The sequence below is a fragment of the Streptomyces sp. NPDC093109 genome (genome assembly GCF_040701725.1).
Classification (GTDB): Bacteria; Actinomycetota; Actinomycetes; order Streptomycetales; family Streptomycetaceae; genus Streptomyces.
Genome location: NZ_JBFBEZ010000061.1, coordinates 22153 through 37696 on the forward strand (window position 1 = coordinate 22153; position 15544 = coordinate 37696).

Annotated in this window: 18 protein-coding genes and 1 pseudogene; 8 read left to right on the forward strand and 11 right to left on the reverse strand. The window is 66.8% G+C overall.

Annotated elements, in window-relative coordinates; all coding sequences use genetic code 11:
• Positions 1 to 21 precede the first annotated feature (21 nt).
• From AB0389_RS34970 to AB0389_RS34995, 6 genes are all read left to right on the forward strand, one after another.
• The gene (locus AB0389_RS34970) at positions 22 to 792 is read left to right on the forward strand and encodes a thymidylate kinase (RefSeq protein ID WP_366399593.1); all 771 of its coding nucleotides are present in this window, start codon (positions 22 to 24) and stop codon (positions 790 to 792) included.
• An 83-nt stretch (positions 793 to 875) separates the two neighbouring features.
• Positions 876 to 1586 (forward strand): HAD family phosphatase, encoded by a 711-nt coding sequence (locus tag AB0389_RS34975; protein WP_366399594.1) that lies wholly within the window; start codon positions 876 to 878, stop codon positions 1584 to 1586.
• Between the two features lie 30 nt (positions 1587 to 1616).
• Complete coding sequence (locus AB0389_RS34980) at positions 1617 to 2582, forward strand: phosphoribosylaminoimidazolesuccinocarboxamide synthase (RefSeq protein WP_366399595.1); 966 nt, start codon at positions 1617 to 1619, stop codon at positions 2580 to 2582.
• Between the two features lie 96 nt (positions 2583 to 2678).
• A complete protein-coding gene (locus AB0389_RS34985) occupies positions 2679 to 3341 on the forward strand; it encodes a 3'-5' exonuclease (RefSeq protein WP_366399596.1) in 663 nt (220 codons plus the stop codon).
• A 57-nt stretch (positions 3342 to 3398) separates the two neighbouring features.
• Positions 3399 to 4043 (forward strand): DsbA family protein, encoded by a 645-nt coding sequence (locus AB0389_RS34990; protein ID WP_366399597.1) that lies wholly within the window; start codon positions 3399 to 3401, stop codon positions 4041 to 4043.
• A gap of 102 nt (positions 4044 to 4145) precedes the next feature.
• Positions 4146 to 5018, forward strand: a complete 873-nt coding sequence (locus tag AB0389_RS34995; protein ID WP_366399598.1) for a methyltransferase domain-containing protein — start codon at positions 4146 to 4148, stop codon at positions 5016 to 5018.
• Positions 5019 to 5107: 89 nt separating this feature from the next.
• Here the strand turns inward: AB0389_RS34995 and AB0389_RS35000 are convergent, their stop codons facing one another.
• A complete protein-coding gene (locus tag AB0389_RS35000; RefSeq protein WP_366399599.1) occupies positions 5108 to 5665 on the reverse strand; it encodes an NUDIX domain-containing protein in 558 nt (185 codons plus the stop codon).
• A 368-nt stretch (positions 5666 to 6033) separates the two neighbouring features.
• Here AB0389_RS35000 and AB0389_RS35005 point away from each other — a divergent pair.
• Positions 6034 to 6597 (forward strand): annotated as a pseudogene (locus tag AB0389_RS35005) (ABC transporter); the annotation flags it as partial.
• Here AB0389_RS35005 and AB0389_RS35010 read toward each other — a convergent pair.
• From AB0389_RS35010 to AB0389_RS35055, 10 genes are all read right to left on the reverse strand, one after another.
• Positions 6555 to 7349 (reverse strand): IS3 family transposase, encoded by a 795-nt coding sequence (locus AB0389_RS35010; protein WP_366399612.1) that lies wholly within the window; start codon positions 7347 to 7349, stop codon positions 6555 to 6557. The pseudogene AB0389_RS35005 and the gene AB0389_RS35010 overlap by 43 nt on opposite strands.
• Positions 7346 to 7657: a transposase gene (locus AB0389_RS35015; RefSeq protein WP_366399600.1), complete on the reverse strand. Its 312-nt coding sequence runs from the start codon at positions 7655 to 7657 to the stop codon at positions 7346 to 7348. The genes AB0389_RS35010 and AB0389_RS35015 overlap by 4 nt, the downstream gene beginning before the upstream one ends.
• Before the next feature lie 144 nt (positions 7658 to 7801).
• Positions 7802 to 8155: a hypothetical protein gene (locus AB0389_RS35020; RefSeq protein ID WP_366399601.1), complete on the reverse strand. Its 354-nt coding sequence runs from the start codon at positions 8153 to 8155 to the stop codon at positions 7802 to 7804.
• Positions 8116 to 8733 (reverse strand): group II intron maturase-specific domain-containing protein, encoded by a 618-nt coding sequence (locus AB0389_RS35025; RefSeq protein WP_366399602.1) that lies wholly within the window; start codon positions 8731 to 8733, stop codon positions 8116 to 8118. The genes AB0389_RS35020 and AB0389_RS35025 overlap by 40 nt, the downstream gene beginning before the upstream one ends.
• A complete protein-coding gene (locus AB0389_RS35030; protein ID WP_366399603.1) occupies positions 8672 to 9541 on the reverse strand; it encodes a reverse transcriptase domain-containing protein in 870 nt (289 codons plus the stop codon). Before AB0389_RS35030 ends, AB0389_RS35025 begins: the two co-directional genes overlap by 62 nt.
• Before the next feature lie 601 nt (positions 9542 to 10142).
• Positions 10143 to 10637 carry a reverse transcriptase domain-containing protein gene (locus AB0389_RS35035; RefSeq protein WP_366399604.1) on the reverse strand — a complete coding sequence of 165 codons (495 nt, stop codon included), beginning with the start codon at positions 10635 to 10637 and terminating at the stop codon, positions 10143 to 10145.
• 33 nt (positions 10638 to 10670) lie between these two features.
• A complete protein-coding gene (gene ltrA, locus AB0389_RS35040; protein ID WP_366399605.1) occupies positions 10671 to 12035 on the reverse strand; it encodes a group II intron reverse transcriptase/maturase in 1365 nt (454 codons plus the stop codon).
• A gap of 548 nt (positions 12036 to 12583) precedes the next feature.
• Positions 12584 to 13261 (reverse strand): reverse transcriptase domain-containing protein, encoded by a 678-nt coding sequence (locus AB0389_RS35045; protein WP_366399606.1) that lies wholly within the window; start codon positions 13259 to 13261, stop codon positions 12584 to 12586.
• A gap of 723 nt (positions 13262 to 13984) precedes the next feature.
• Entirely contained in the window at positions 13985 to 14557 is a 573-nt protein-coding gene (locus AB0389_RS35050) for a TnsA-like heteromeric transposase endonuclease subunit (protein WP_366399613.1), read from the reverse strand.
• Positions 14558 to 14578: 21 nt separating this feature from the next.
• Positions 14579 to 14842 (reverse strand): ATP-binding protein, encoded by a 264-nt coding sequence (locus tag AB0389_RS35055; RefSeq protein WP_366399607.1) that lies wholly within the window; start codon positions 14840 to 14842, stop codon positions 14579 to 14581.
• A gap of 77 nt (positions 14843 to 14919) precedes the next feature.
• On the opposite strand from AB0389_RS35055, the gene AB0389_RS35060 reads away from it, so the two are divergent.
• The coding region (locus tag AB0389_RS35060) for a GNAT family N-acetyltransferase (protein WP_366399608.1) at positions 14920 to 15544 on the forward strand (625 nt) is incomplete at its 3' end.

The following is a 15544-nucleotide window of genomic DNA, read 5'->3' on the forward strand; positions in this document are numbered from 1 at the left end:
TCTCCGAAAGGAGCACGCCACGTGACGATCACACCGGTACGCCACGCGTGTACCCGCGGCCCGCTGATCTCCGCCGAGGGCCTCAACGGCGTCGGCAAGACCTACCTGACCAACCGCGCCGTCGAAGCCCTCGACGAGAAGCCGCTGATGCTGGACGAGTTCTCCCAGCGGGCGAACGGACGCCCCGGGCTGGGCGAAGCGCTGCTCCAGGTGCTGCGCGAGGCCAGCGCCGGCGATCCGTTCCTCCGCGGGGGCACCCCCATGGCCGAGGCACTCCTCCTGATGGCCATCAAGCGCCATGACCTCGACACTCTGCTCCCCGACCTGGCCCGCGGACGCACAGTCGTCGAAGGGCGCAGCGTCGATACCACGGCGGTGTGCCAGGCACTGCTGCTGCACCCCGACCACCCGGACCGGGCCCTTGAGAGCGCCCTGGCGCTGCTCGGCCTCGCGTCCTCCTACCGGCCGCTGCCCGACCTCACGATCCTCGTTACCGACGACGCCGACCAGGCCCTCGTGCGCGCGCAGCGCCGCGACCGGCGGGTCTTCACCACCGAGCAGGCCATGTTCATGCGCAAGGCGTGCGCGCTGTTCGAACGGGTCGCCGCTACCGATCCGGCCCGCTACCGCGTCGTTGACCGGCGTGTCACCGACGAGTACGAGGCCGCCGCGCAGATCTGGGAGTGGATCGGCGGCGCCGGACCCGGCCTGGGCTGCCTGCGTGAGCCGTGGATGGGCGAGGGTGCACCGTGCATGTGCTGCGGACACCGCGCGGAACCGGTGCCGGCGTGAACGAGACGACCCGCCCACCGGGCATCCCGATCCCCGCCCTTGACGAAAGCTGCTCGCCAGCCGTCCCCGACGGCGTCTTGGCTGTGATCTTCGATTTCGACGGAACCCTCGCCGACACGACAGCCCATCAGGAGCAGTCCCTGCGCGCGGCGCTCCAGCCGTACGGGCTCGACCTGGACGCGGACTGGTACCGCCGGCACTTCGGCCTGTCCATCCACGACCTGCTCGCCGCGCTCCCGGGCGCACGGCAGCTGCCCCACGACGAGATCATCCGCCGCAGCCGCGCCCACCTCCTGGCGAACATGCACACCATCGCTCCCGTCGAATGCAGCGTCACGCTCCTGCGCACGGCGCGCCGGGCCGGGCTGCCCTGTGCCGTGGCGTCCGCGGCCAGCCGTATCCTCGTCCGTCCCGGGATCGAGACCCTGGGCCTGAGCCCCGAGTTCGCAGCCGTCGTCACCCGGGAGAACGCCGCGCGCGGCAAGCCCGCCCCCGACGTGTTCCTGGAGGCTGCCCGCCGTATCAGCGTCCCGCCGGAGTGCTGCCTCGCCGTGGAGGACGCCCCGGACGGTATCGCCTCCGCGCTCGCGGCCGGCATGCACGTGCTCAGAGTGATCGACGGCCACCTGTCCCCCATCGGTGAAGACACCGAGGACACCGCGGGCCTGCCTTCAGGAGCAGGAGCACCGATGCCGCGCGGCTGCGCGCGCGGGCAGGCCGCCGCCCGCGAGCCGGCCACCTGCCCCAGCCCCGCATCGGCACCCGCGCCGCCCACCTCCGATTCCGACCAGTGACGGCCCCAGCCGTCGCAGCAGAGGAGCATGATGCCTGTCCTCCACTCGACCAAAAACCTGAAGATCATCACCCCTGCCACGGAGACCAGTGCGGGCGTCGGGATCTTCGAGTACACCGACGCCTACACGGTGTTCCACTACGGCCGGATGCCGGACCTGATCCCCGGCAAGGGCGAGGCCATCTGCCGCATGGCCGCCTTCAACTTCGCCCTGCTGGAGGAAGCCGGCGTACGGACCCACTTCCGCCGGTTCATCGTCCCCCACCGCATCGAGTTCGATCTCGCACGCCTTCCCGCCCCGGACGCCGTGCCCCTGGTACCCGGCTCCCGCAACGCCCTGATCCCCGTGCAAGTCCTTGTCCGCACCGAACTCCCGCAGGGGAGCTCCGTCCACCGCCGTCTCGCCGCCGGCACCCTCACCCCGGCCCAGGCCGGACTCAGCTCCCTCCCCGCGGTCGGGGAGGAGCTGAAGGAGCCGTTTGTCGAGTTCGCGACCATGCTGGACGACGTCAACCAGTACATCGACGCGGCAGAAGCCCAGCGGCTCACGGGCCTGGACGACGACCGGTTCCGCGCCCTGCTCGACACCACCGTCACGGTCAACCGCGTGCTGACCGAGCACGCGCGCACAGTGGGCCTGCGGCACTGCGACGGAAAACTCGAATTCGTGGTGGCGGGCGACGGCGGCCTTGTACTCGCCGACAGCCCCGGCACACCCGACGAGAGCCGCCTGGCGTACGGCGGCGTGCACTGCGGCAAGCAGGTCCTGCGGAACTGGTACGTGGACAACGGGTTCGAAGTCCCCGTCAACCAGCTGATCGCCGAGGGCGTCCCCCGGCATCGGTGGCCCACACCGACGCCCCTGCCGGGCGACTTCCTGCCGGTGATGTCGGACCTCTACCGGTCCTTGTGCGAGACCTGGACCGGCGAGCGCCGGTGGAACGCACCGGACCTGCAGGCCGCCACGGCGGCCGTGGCCCGCGTCATCAGGCACTGACCAGGAACTCACCCCGAGCAGGCGCCGGCGTGTGCTCTCCTCGACGAGCAGGGCACGCGCCGGCGGTGCCATCCAACCGACGTGAACGGCGGACGCATGGGCAGTTTGACCGACGACCCCGACTTCCGGGCAACGACGTTCGTGGTCGTCGACTTCGAGACGACGACGCCGGCGGGCCACCCGGCGCAGCCCATCGAAGTCGCCGCTCTCGCCCTTCGCTGCCAGGACGGAGCGTGGACGGAGGCGGGGAGGAGCACCTCGCTCATCCGGCCGCCCGTGTTCGCCCCGGTGACACCGGCCGACACGGACCAGACCGGCCTGACAGTCGCAGACCTGGACAACGCCCCGGACGTGGCTCACGTCATGGGAGCCCTGGACCGTCGATTCACCCCTGCCGGCCGGTACCTGCTCGTGGCGCAGCACGCCGCCACCGAGGCCAACGTCATCCACAACGCCCGCGAGTACTGCCCGAACCTGGCCCGTGTCGACTTCCTCGACACCATCCCCCTCGCCAAGCACCTGGTCCCCGGCCTGGCGAACTACAAGCTCGACACCCTCCTGGCGCACTTCGCCATCCCCCAGCCGGCCGCCCGCCACAGGGCCTACGCCGACGTCGACGTCACAGCGAAGGTGTTCCTCCGCCTCCTCGGCGCCGCGGACGACACCTCGCAGCTCACCGACCTCGCCGCCCTGGTGAAGGTCGCCGGGCGCACTGCCAAGAGCAACATCCCTGTCCAGGGCGGGCTGTTCGACATCTAGCCCGTCCACCGGACGACGAGCCATGCGGTACCACTGGGAGATTGGACGGTACGCATCATGACGATCAAGGAAGAGACCCGCTACGGCGAGGTCCACGAGGTCCCGTTCTGGTTCGATCCGCTGTGCCCCTGGGCCTGGATCACCTCCCGCTGGCTCCTGGAGGTTGAGCAGGTCCGGCCGGTGCGCGCCGACTGGCGGATCATGTCGCTCGCCTACCTCAACCTCGACCAGCGCAAGGGCAAGGGCCTCAGCGAGGACTACCGGAAGCTGATGGAGACGGCCTGGGGATCGGTGCGCGTCTGCGCTGCAGCCGCCGAGCACAGCGGCCACAGAGTCCTGGGGCCGCTGTACACGGCCATCGGTACCCGGCTGCACAACCAGCGGCGCCGTGAAGATCCCTCCGTGATCACCGAAGCCCTGGCGGAAGCCGGGCTGCCGCTCTCGCTGGCCTCAGCAGCCACCAGCACGGTGTTCGACCAGCGCATCAGGGACTCGCACCACGAGGCGTTCGACGAGGTCGGGTTCGACGTCGGAACCCCCGTCCTGCGGATCGCCGGCACAACCCTGTTCGGCCCCGTGGTCACCCCGGCCCCGCGGGGCGAAGCCGCCGGACAGCTCTGGGACGGCCTGCTGATGGTCGCAGCGACGGACGGCTTCTTCGAGCTCAAGCGGAGCCGCAACACCAAGCCGTCCTTCGACTGAACCTGCCGCAACTCGAACGGGTCGAAGAGCACGCAGAACACCCGCGTCCGTACCCCCGGTCCGACCCTGAGCGGAGATCCGGATCCCCTCCACCACCGCCACGTGCAGTACCCCGACTACGAGAACGAGGTGAACCCGTTGGAGTACGACGCCCTCACCGGCTGGGACGACGACGCCACCGCCGAGACCTACGCCGCTTTCACCCGCGCCTACCCCATGTACAGCGCCTCCAGCCGCGACCTTGCCGCACGTGCCGGGCTCACCAACAGCCGTGTCATCGTCGACCTGTGCGGCGGCACCGGTACGACGGCCGAGGCCATCCTCGCCCTGGCACCGCCCGACGCCACCATCGTCTCCCTCGACAGCTCCGCCGCCATGCAGCGCATCGGCCGCCACCTCCTGACCGACTCCCGGCTGACCTGGGTCAACGCACCCGCCGAAAACCTGGCCGGTCATGTCCCGTCACACAGCGTCGATGCCGTCGTGTGCAACTCGGCCCTGTGGAAGACCAACGTCGCCGCCGTGGTCACCGCGGTCCGCCGTGTTCTGCGGCCCGGAGGCCGGTTCGTCTTCAACATCGGCGGCACATTCGCCGGCGTCACCCACCCCGACACACTGGTCCCACCGACCGGGCCTTCCCTCACCACCCTGATCCATCAGATCGCCACCCGGGACTACGTCATCGCCCCGCCGACAGCCGCCATGCCTCCCAAGCTGCCGCTCCCCGCCATCACCCGGCTTCTGGCCGACACCGGGCTGAACGTCGTCGCCGCGGAGGTCACCGGTCAGCACACCACCACTGCCGAGAGGGCGGCTTGGCTGTCCATCCCGGTCTTCGCCCACCCCGAGGGCGCCCTCTCCTACGAGCAGAAGATGGCGATCCTCGCGGAGGCATCCGCCCGGACCAGACCGGACGATGTCACGGTGACGAGCTGGCTCGTGATCGTCGCCAAGCTCCCGGAGAAGGCAGCGTGACATCGAACTCCCGTACCCCAGCGCCTTCCACAAGGGCATGTTCCCTGCGCGTCAGCCGTCAGAGGCCAGGGCATCAGGTGGCGGAAGGGTTACCCGATTCCGATCGATGCGGTGACCGCCCGCGCGATCCGGGGCCCGACGAGGCGCTCTGCCAGATCCAGCGGATACCAGGCGGCGCCGGTCACCTCGGACTCCTGGATGCGTCCGACCTCAGCATCGGCTGTCGCGAAGACATAGCCGATGTCCAGGTGGTAGTGGTCCGGCTCGTCCTTCGCGGGCCTGGCCGGCACCTGGCCGAACTCGACATAGGCAGGCTGCATCGAGACGGGGACGACCTGCTCGGGGTCGATGCCAGTCTCCTCGGACAGCTCCCGCAAGGCCGCGCCGACCAGCGTCATATCAGTCGGCTCAAGATGACCGCCCGGCTGCAAAGTGATCCCGTACGCAAGGTGTTCGATCAGAAGGACCTCGGCGCCGCGGACCAGCAGCGCGCCCGCGGTGACGTGCATCGGGAAGGTCCGCCGCGAGGCGAACCCCTGGCCTTCGGCCAGGAGCCGCAGCGGCTCGGCCAGCTGCCCGGCCTCCTCCGGGTAGCGCTCAAGGTAGGCGGCAAGCACTCCCGCGATGCCGACATCAGTAACCGCCACAGGTCATCGCCCTCCTTCGGCCCGAGGAGGGATTCCACCGAGACCGGCCGCCCGAAGGCAGCCACCAAAGACATACACAGTCAGCTCCACAAGGGTCGTGGCGTACTTGAAGTCCCGCACTCTACAAGTCCGCCCGGCCCCATACGCGCCAACGCGCCTGTTGCCGTAAGGCACTTGGCAACCTCGGCGATTTGGCCAACCACCATAGACGCGAGTGCCGTTGCAGAAGCTGGCCGGTGCAGCTTCCACGGTCTCTCGCATGCTCCATCCCGGCACTTAAGGGCTGACCGAAAAACGCGTGCTCGACATCCGGGCTGCGTCGTTGAGCCTCGCGAACCAGCTGTGACCGACCGACAGGGGGGATCAACGTGATCTCGGACAGCACTTCCACGCAGCCGCGCACAGACGAATCGGAGGGAGCACCACCGGACAGCGCGGGTGTGGCGCAGGAGGAGGAGTTCCAGTACCGGGACGAGTCCCGGCTCCAGGCCGGCGCACAGATGACGACCGCCACGATGGCGCGGCGCCTGCCCGTGCTGGTGCGCCGGTCGTTGCGGATGGCGTGGCAGGTGGACCGGGGCGCGACGGCCGGGCTGCTCGCGTGCCAGATCGGCACGGGTGTGCTGGCCGCGCTGGGCCTGTTCGCCGTGACCGGGAGCCTCACGGCGCTGATCTCCTCCGGTGACATCACCGAACGGCTTCGGGAAGCGGCTCCGCAGTTAGCCGTGATCGCCGTGGCTGCGGGGCTGCGGGCCCTGCTGGGGATTACCGTGGCCTGGCTGACCGGGCGGCTACGGCCGGTGCTCGCCCGGGCTGCGGAGGTCAGCATGGTCGAGGCGGCACTCGGCGCCGAGGCCGCGGCGAACAACAAGCCGGGGTACAACGACTTCTACGACATCGCCGACCGCGGTGCCCAGGTCACTCCAGACCTCGTGGCTCTGGTGGCGATGACGCGGCCGCGGACGCACTCGGTCTTGACCAGTATCCACAGGTTCTCCGCCAGGGCGTTGTCGTAGGAGTCCCCGACTGAGCCCATGGACGCCTCAATTCCCGCGCGTAAAAGGCGTGTTGTCAGCTTGATCGACGTGTACTGGCAGCCGTGGTCCGCATGATGGATCAGTTTCCCGGGCTCGGTCTCCCGGCTGGCGAGGGCGTACTCCAGCGAGGACAGGACGAGGTCGGCGTCCGCGCGGGCGGAGGTTTCCCAGGCCACCACGCGGCGGGAGAAGGCATCCCGGATCGCGGAGAGCCACAGCGGCCCCTCGCCGGTGGGGATCATCGTGAGGTCGGTGACCCACAGCCGGTTCGGCGCGGGCGCGGTGAAGTCGCGCCGGACCAGGTCGGGTGCGAGGGTGGCGGCCGGGTCCCGGTGGGTGAAGCCCTTGCCGTGCCGGCGTGGGCTGATTCCGTGCAGGCCGGCCTCGCGCATCAGGCGCTCGACCCGTTTGCGGCCGGTCGCGGCGCCCTCGCGCCGCAGGACGGCGTGGACACGCGGGGAGCCGTAGACGCCGCCGGAGTCCGCGTGGATCTGCCGGATCCGCGCGGTCAGCTCGGCGTCCCGGCGGCTGTGTTCGCAGGGGTCACTCTCACGTCGGCGCCAGCGGTAGTAGGTGGAGGAGGGGATGTGCAGTTCCCGCAGGACAGGCTCGACACCGAGGTCACCGCGTTCCTTGAGGAACGTCAGTACCTTCGCCGGGTCGTGTCGAGCTCCTGGGCGAAAAAAACCGAGGCGGCCTTGAGGATCTCGTTCGACCGCTTGAGCTGGGCGTTCTCCTTGCGCAGAGCCGCGAGTTCCTCGCGTTCGGCGGTCGTCGGCCGGTCGTCGCGCTCGCCGTGGTCGGCCTCGGCCTGACGGATCCAGCCCCGCAGAGCCTCGGGATGCACACCCAGCTCGTCGGCCATCCGCTTGATCACCGGCCTCGGCTCGGTGGTGCGATACATCCGCACCGCACGCTCACGCAACTCCAGCGGATACTTTCTCGGTGCAGGCATCGTCGATGTTCCTCTCATGAGAACCATCTGACCTCCTGTCAACGCTGCCCGCATCTCGGTCGAGTAGCCGGAGGGAATCGCACCCTCCGGCCCTCACAGAACCGTGCGTAACGATCTCTCGTTACACGGCTCTTGTCGCTCTGGTCACCAGACGGCGGGAGCCCATGTGACCCATCGCCAGTGGGCGAAGAAGCCCGGCCGCAGCCGGATCGCCCTCTCCCACGAGTCGCGGGCCTTCTTGTGCCCCTGCAGCCGCTTGTACTTCTTCCGCATCCATCGCACCAGGTAGGCGTTGATGCGTCCCAGGAGGGGATACAGCGCGGACCGGTAGAACGCGCCGGTTGAGTCGGGCCGGGGCGCGGTGCCGACCTTGCGGCCAGTCCGTTTCCCCGACCCGCTCTCCGCACCCGGCGTGCGGCTCTCACCGCACCGGGCGCTCCACGTGTCTTTCCCGTTGGTCAGCTGCCGGTGACAGCTGCTGCCGATCTGGTAGTCCATGGGGTCGGAATGTTGCGACCGCGGTAGCGGTAGCGGGTCACTTCGACGCTGGCAGCGCCGGTGAAAACGACCCCGTTGTAGGCGAATCTCCACCCCTGGTCGCAGAAACGACGGCGTAGTTCCTTCATGGACAGCCGGGTTTTGCCCGCGTACTTGGCGCGTGTCCAGCGCATGAGCCGACCCCATACGAAGGAGTCGACCGCGCTGAAGGTCGCCTTGGACACCCCGTGCCGGAAGTAGTTCGCCCACCCCACCAAAGACCTGTTCACATCGGCGATCAGCTCGCCCAGGTCCTGGTAGCGGGTTGACCTGTACGTCTTGACCTTCACCTTGTCCTTGATCGACTGAACAGCCTTCTTGGACGGCTTGGTGTAGACGTAGTGCTTGCTGGTTCCTCGCTTGCGCATCCTGCGGATGTCGAAACCGAGGAACGTAAAGCCCTCGTCGACGTGGACCACCTGGGTCTTCTCCGGCGCCAACCGCAGTCCCAGCGGGGCTAGCACGGCCGACACCTCCTCACGCAACGCCTCGGCAATTACCGAGACCTTTATTCCTGCGCTGACGCCGCTGCTTGTCATTGCCCATCTCCTGAAGCCATAGCTGGTCGAAGTGTTCGTCCAGTGCTGACAGGGCGATGTTGGCGAGCAACGGCGATAGAATCCCACCTTGTGGTGTCCCCGTTTGGGTCTCTTCCTTGTTTCCGAATTCGGTGAGGATCCCGGACTTCAGGAACGCCTTCACCGTCGAGCAGATACGCTTGTCCTTGACCCTCCTCCGCAGGCGGTCCATCAGAGCCGTGTGATCGATTTCGTCGAAGCAGGCTTTGATGTCGCACTCCAGAACCCAGTGATATCCACTGGTCCCGAGGAGGTGGATCTCGGAGATCGCGTCGTGTGCGCGGCGGTTGGGACGGAATCCATACGAACAGGGTTTGAAGTCTGCCTCAAATATGGGTTCGAGCACCAGTTTCAGGCTCGCCTGAACCACGCGATCGGCAACGGTTGGAATTCCGAGCTTTCGGAAGTTCCCTGAATTCCCCTTCGGGATCAGTACCTGTCGCACTTCGACCGGCCGGAACTCACCCGACTTCAGCGAACCCCGGATTTGTTCCAGGAAAGCCTCGACCCCAACCCAGGTCCTAATCAGGCCCGCTGTGGCCTTGTCAACCCCTGCGGTCTTGGCACCCTTGTTGGTGGAAACGCGTTCCCACGCTGCCACCAGGAATGCCGGGTTGTAGACGAGGTTGAACAGATCACCAAATCGACGACCAGGATCTTCGGTCGCCCAACGGTGCAATTTGGTCTGCATCCTCCGTACCGCGAAGTGCGCCGAATCAGGATCCGGCCACCCTGCGGCGCCGGTATTCACCGACGCGTCTTCGAACATTGCTTTCCCTCCTTGGACTGACACGCTGCCGCCCTTCCCCGTGTGCGCGGGCTTTCCCCGGCTCTGAGTAGTACGGCGGCTCCGCCCCATCCGCGCCTTCAGCCGGCATCGCGCCTATCCAAACCCCCGTCCCTCTGGGCGAGGGCGAGGCGTGGAACGGCCACGGATGGTTCCCGCGTTCACTGCTATCCGGTTGACGGGTTAGGCACCCGGCTCTACCCCTGCGGCATCGCCATGGTTACGCCGTAGTCCTTCACCATGGCCTCCCGACGCGAGCTACTAAGACCCTGTCGGGAGTTCTCCACCCGTCGCAAAGAAGACAACGGATGGATACGCACCGCGAACCAGCCCACATCCGTCGGGTTAGAGCTGGCGGATAATCAAGAGGCGTAACAACACCGGTTCCTCGCGTATACCTTCCCGTCTCGCTCACCGCGCCCGGCCCATCCGACAGTGCTGGACCGACGCGACTTTGTCGAGGCTGCTCCCGCCCTCCCCGGCGATCCCCGGATCAGGCTTCCTCCAGCTTCAATCCGCCGCTACGACGGCGAATAGACGGGTCCTTTCACCCCATCCGGAAATAGCAGCGCCTCGCGGCGCACTAGTAGTTCATCCAGCCTCGCACGATGGGATTGATCCACTGCGCGAGGTCCGCTTCGGAAAGACCGGTGTGCTGGTGCAGCCGCCAGGACCGCACCTGCGCACCGATCGTCTTCAGAGCGTCCTTGCTGATCGCGGGCATGAAGGAGCTGAACATCCGCCCCTGCCTGTCCCGCGCCCCGCGAGCCCGGAAGGTGAACCCCAAGAACGTGAACGCCGTGTCCCGGTACGGGCCCTGGCGCTTATCGTCCTTGCAGTACACAACCCGGGTCTTGTCCGGGTGCAGCTCCAGTCCGACCTCACGCATCCGTTTCCCGAGCGCCACCAGGACCTCACGGGCCTGGCGCTCGGTGACGCAGTGCACCACCGCATCGTCCGCATACCGCTCGAACCGGACAGCCGGGAACTCCCGGGCCAACCAGGCATCGAGTAGGGTCGGGGACTGGCGCGGTGGATGAATCTCCGTTTCCAGTCCCCGCCGCTTCAAACCGGACATGCGGTTCTCCCGCATCCGGCTTTCCGACATCGTTCACCGCTGGGCATGCACCGTCGCCCCGTGCCACTTTCCGGACAGGCGGAAGACCCCGAGCCGACTGATCCACCCGTAGTTGTAACGGGCGGCCCAATTCCGGCCCGAGAGGCCATGTTTACTGCTGGTGAAAATCGCCAGCCGCTCGTGGACGTACTGGTCTACCGCTATGAACTTCCGCGCAGAGTTTCCCTTACGGAAGTATCCGGCCCATCCCCGGAGTACAGGGTTGAGCTCGGCCACCACGGCAGCCACCGGCCTCTCGGTCCGAGAGCGCGAGGTAGCCGCGCGGACTTTGTCCCGCAGCACCTGCAACGCCCGTTGCGAGGGCCACCGGTACAGGTAGAACCTGCCCCGCCACTTCCACGACTCCACTTTCCGGTGGTGGAAGCCGAGGAACTCGAAGCCCTGCCCGCCTCGGGTGAGGCAGGTGATGCCGGACTTCTCGGGGTGCAGTCGCATCCCGAGCTGTCCCAGCACTCTCGCCGCCAGCTGTTGGGCCTGCTCGGCCCGTTGTCTGGTCGGCGACAGGACCACGAAGTCATCGCAGTACCTCACCAGCACTCCCAGCCGGCGGCCCTCGTCCTGCCATGCCTCATCGAGGACGTGCAGGGCGACATTCGCCAGCAACGGGGAGATCGGTGAGCCCTGCGGGGTTCCCGCCCCGGTCGGGGAGGTCACCCCGCCCTCCAGTACTCCCATCCGCAGCCACGTCCGGATCAGCTTCAGCATTGACCGGTCCACCACGCGTCTCGCCAGCTGAGCGACGAGTGCGTCGTGCCCGATCGTCCCGAAACAGTCCCGGATATCGGCCTCGAACACCCATTCCCGACCTTTGTTCGCTGCAACGCGCACGGCATCGCACGCGTCGATCGCGGACCGTTTCGGTCGGAATCCGTAGCTCGCTTCGGTGAACCCGGCCTCGAATACCGGTTCGAGAACCAGCTTCGCGGCCGTCATCACCACGCGATCCGCCACGGTGGGAATCGAAAGCGGCCGGAACTCCCCCGGCCGCCCCGGCTTGGGAATCTGGACCCGCCGCAGCACCGACGGACGATACGTATACGTCCGCAGTCGTTCCGCCAGGTCCTGGAGGAATACATCCACCCCCGAGGCCGCCACCGCGTCGACGGTAACGCCGTCCACGCCAGGGGCTCCCCGGTTCGTGCACACGATCGACCATGCCCGCCACAAGACGTCCATGCGGTGGACGTGGCCATACAGGGCATGGAATCGTCGTTCGGGTTCTTGCTTGGCACAGCGGTAGAGCGTCCACTGCAAGGCTCGGACCTTGTCCAGAGGGCGGCCGTCCAGTCGTGCGAGGCCTTCCTCCCGGCGGATGGAACTAGCCGAAACGGCACTCATCCGGGCCCCTCCCTGTTCGCGAATCGCATCGATGAAGCAGGGGCCCTTCGCTCCCGGCGGGTTATGTTGTCCCGCCGATCATCACTACTACGACCCCCTCCGACTGCCTCTCGGCAGCCCGCCACTTCCCGGTTCCGCCGGTTATAAGCGGGCCACGCTCCCGGGCCGCATGCCCGGGGCCGAGTAGGCCCTCTCCAGTTCCCAGGACAACCCTCCGACCGTTCCACGCCCCTTACGCCGGGAGGTTCTTCAGCGCCCGCTCCAGGTTCCCGGACGCCTTCCATGGCCTTCGCCCTACGCATACGGGCTCGGCACCTCCTTGGCCCACCCCAACGGGCGGGGTCTACATGACGACGCTGCAGGCTTCACTTGATGTTGCGGACCGGTCGGTCGCACGCCCCCGAAGGACGCTTGTCACTCCACTTCGACGCCGTCCTCTCGAACGACGCCGGGAGTCAGCTACCGGGGACCCTGGCGTCTCCCCGGACCGGACTTGCACCGGCTGGCTGCCCTGAGCTTGACGTCCGGTTACATCCCCTCCACCTCTTTCAAGTTGAGACGACGCCCGGACTCCTGGACGTACACGCGTAGTGGAGAAACAGGTTCGCCAGCACGGGCGAAACCGCTGATCCCTGGGGAGTCCCACAGTTCCGCTCTTGCAAGGTACCGTCGGGCAGTTGAAGCGGAGCTTGGAGCCACCGCTTCACATACAGAATCACCCAGCGGGCATCGGTGTGCGCTTCCACAGCTTTGACGATGAGGTCCCACCGGACGCTGTCGAAGAACTTCTGGACATCGAGATCGATCACCCAGTCTCTCTTCCAGCAGCGTTGACGGCACCGTTCCACCGCATCCAAGGCCGATCGTCCGGGCCGGTAGCCGTAGGAGTCTTCATGGAATACGGGATCGACCCGTTCCATCAGATGCCTGGCCACCACCGTCTGGGCGATTCTGTCGGCCACCGTGGGCACGCCCAAGATCCTGACGCCGCCTCCGGGAGACGACTTGGGAATCTCCACCGCACGCACCGGCGGGGGAAAGTAAGTCCCTGATGACATCCTGTTCCAGATCTTATAAAGGTTGCCCTTCAGATCCTTCTCGAAGTCCTCAATGGAGCGACTGTCCACGCCGGGCGCGCCTCTGTTCGCTTTCACTCTTTCGTACGCCTCCCAGACTTCCCGTTTCGAAATATCAAACGGCTTGCCTGATGACTTCAACGCGTCCATGTAGGTCCTCCCGGGAAGCCCGGTTGTCTAGATAAACAACGTCACGAATGGCCCGGCCCCTTCGCTCCACTCCCATTACAAGAGCTTCATCATTACTACGAACCGGTCCGCCAGCGTGCCCCGCATCGGTACTCGATCCCTTGTGGTGTCCGCCACTTGGGATACTCCCTCTCGCCCGTCCGAAGACACGGCAGTATCAGGGCGCGCCTTCTCCTGTTCCATGCGAAAGCGGCAGACCGGGCTCACGTCGTCTACATGCCGGACACCACCTGGCCAGTAAGCGGATTCCCGCCAGGCTCTTCCCGGAGTTAGCTAAAGACCCCGGTTTTGATGCCATCTGTCTGCTTAACGACACTTCAGCAACGATTCGCTTGGGCTCGTCTTCCCGATCCCCACCTGACGCCTCTTGGGCGCCTTTTCCTCATCGCTCACCACGACAGTCTTCGGCTAACGCAGCATGAGGCGGTTTAGAATCTCCCTCCGCAGGGCGATTCTGAAGGGCCAAACCTTCATCTCTCGCACAGCATCGCTTCCAGAAGCTGCCCTACAACCAACTCCCTTTCGCGTTCAGGACACAATCAGCCAACGCAGCATGAGGCGGTTTGAAGCCTCCCTCCGCAGGGCGACTCCGAAGGGCCAAAACCTTCATCATCCGTGCAGCATCGCTCCAGATCGTTCTTCCTACATCGAACTCTCCTTCACGTTCAGGACACACGGGGAACCTCACACCGCGATCGGATCACCCATCAGCGCTGCCTGCCCCACCAGCGGCGACGGCACCGAGAACAGCGCCAGCAGCCGTTCGACCACGCCTTCCGCAACGCCGCGACGAGGATGCCGGTAGCCCGCCAGCCAGCGGACGTTCCCCATCCGGACCGCGTCCACTGCGCCGACCACCCGGTAACCCCACCCGGCACTTACGCAGGCCGTCCGCGTGGCCTCGAACTTCGCCGCCGACCGCGCGTCGATCCGGTCCAGCGGCCGGCAGTCCACCACCAGCCCCCGCCCGTCCTCGAACCGCGCAAAGTAGTCCGGGGCATGCGAGACCCGCTTGCCCCGCCCGTCCTCCCAGAACAGCCAAAACGGCTGCGACAGCAGTCCGGTGACCTCCGGCGTGAAGTCCAGCAGCATCACATGATCCCGCTCCAGCCAGGACTCGAACCCCACATGCCCACCGGTCGTCGCCGACCAGTACAGCCCAGGAAAATGCCGCTGCCCCCGGTAGGACGGGAACCCCCGCACCTGTCGGGGGCGTCTGAACGCGGACCCACTTTGGCCGATTGAATCGTGACCCAGGTGGCCTGTGGTTGTGGTGGTTCAGTCGGTTTCTGTGGCGGCGGTGGGGACGCGGCCGAGTTGCCGTCCTCGGCCGCGCATGCGGTAGGAGTCGCCTTTCAGTGAGTGGACCTCGGCGTGGTGGACGAGGCGGTCGATCATGGCGGCGGCCACCGTCTCGTCGCCGAAGACTTCGCCCCAGCGCCCGAAGGACTTGTTACTCGTCACGATCACGGACGCGCGTTCGTATCTGTTCGAGATGAGCTGGAAGGACAGGTTCGCGGCCTCGGGACACGAACCCCTCATGTGAGTGACTGGCGCCCACCGGCCAGAGCACCGATACTCCGTTGCTTGATCAAAAACCGGTTCGACAGCATGGCGCCATGCAACGACATGAGCACGCCGGACCCGCAGCACTGCGCGCCATGCAGAGCCTGGCCACCCGCACCTTTCCGACCACCGGCTACCACCACATCGGCGACCTCACATGGAACTGGTGCTTGGCCCTCGACCGCGCCGACCAGTGCCCGACAGCCGTCTGGACCCAGGACGAACAGACGCTGGCCTGGGGTTGGTTAGAACTGCCCGACACCTTGATGCTCCTGGTCGACCCGGAGCACCCGGAACTGGCTCACGACGTCCTCGCCTGGGCCGAGCACAAGGCGTCAGGCCCGCTGAGCATCGACGTCGCCGAGACCGAACCACACCTGATCAAGGCGCTGGAGCAGCGCGGGTACACACGGAGCGACGACGGACCGTTCATGGCGTGCCTTGACCGCCCCCTCGCCGACCTGCCGGGCATCCCGCACCTGCCGGACGGCTACTCGATCCACCCCCAGCGCGACCATGCCGACGTGGCAGGCCGGGCGGCAGCACACCGCGCCGCCTTCGGATCGACCCGAATCACCACCGAACGACACGCCCGCATGAGGGACACCTGGCCCTACCGGCCCGAACACGACCTCATCGTGACCTCGCCCACCGGGGAAGTCGTCGCCTACTGCCAAG

What these genes read in the sequence shown, in the direction of transcription:
- AB0389_RS34990 (WP_366399597.1), top strand. Translation starts at nt 3,399, where the DNA reads ATGACGATCAAGGAAGAGACCCGCTACGGCGAGGTCCACGAGGTCCCG.
- AB0389_RS34985 (WP_366399596.1), top strand. Translation starts at nt 2,679, where the DNA reads ATGGGCAGTTTGACCGACGACCCCGACTTCCGGGCAACGACGTTCGTG.
- AB0389_RS35020 (WP_366399601.1), bottom strand. Translation starts at nt 8,155, where the DNA reads ATGGACTACCAGATCGGCAGCAGCTGTCACCGGCAGCTGACCAACGGG.
- AB0389_RS35015 (WP_366399600.1), bottom strand. Translation starts at nt 7,657, where the DNA reads ATGCCTGCACCGAGAAAGTATCCGCTGGAGTTGCGTGAGCGTGCGGTG.
- AB0389_RS35055 (WP_366399607.1), bottom strand. Translation starts at nt 14,842, where the DNA reads ATGAGGGGTTCGTGTCCCGAGGCCGCGAACCTGTCCTTCCAGCTCATC.
- AB0389_RS35030 (WP_366399603.1), bottom strand. Translation starts at nt 9,541, where the DNA reads ATGTTCGAAGACGCGTCGGTGAATACCGGCGCCGCAGGGTGGCCGGAT.
- AB0389_RS35035 (WP_366399604.1), bottom strand. Translation starts at nt 10,637, where the DNA reads ATGTCCGGTTTGAAGCGGCGGGGACTGGAAACGGAGATTCATCCACCG.
- ltrA (WP_366399605.1), bottom strand. Translation starts at nt 12,035, where the DNA reads ATGAGTGCCGTTTCGGCTAGTTCCATCCGCCGGGAGGAAGGCCTCGCA.
- AB0389_RS35025 (WP_366399602.1), bottom strand. Translation starts at nt 8,733, where the DNA reads ATGACAAGCAGCGGCGTCAGCGCAGGAATAAAGGTCTCGGTAATTGCC.
- AB0389_RS34980 (WP_366399595.1), top strand. Translation starts at nt 1,617, where the DNA reads ATGCCTGTCCTCCACTCGACCAAAAACCTGAAGATCATCACCCCTGCC.
- AB0389_RS35045 (WP_366399606.1), bottom strand. Translation starts at nt 13,261, where the DNA reads ATGGACGCGTTGAAGTCATCAGGCAAGCCGTTTGATATTTCGAAACGG.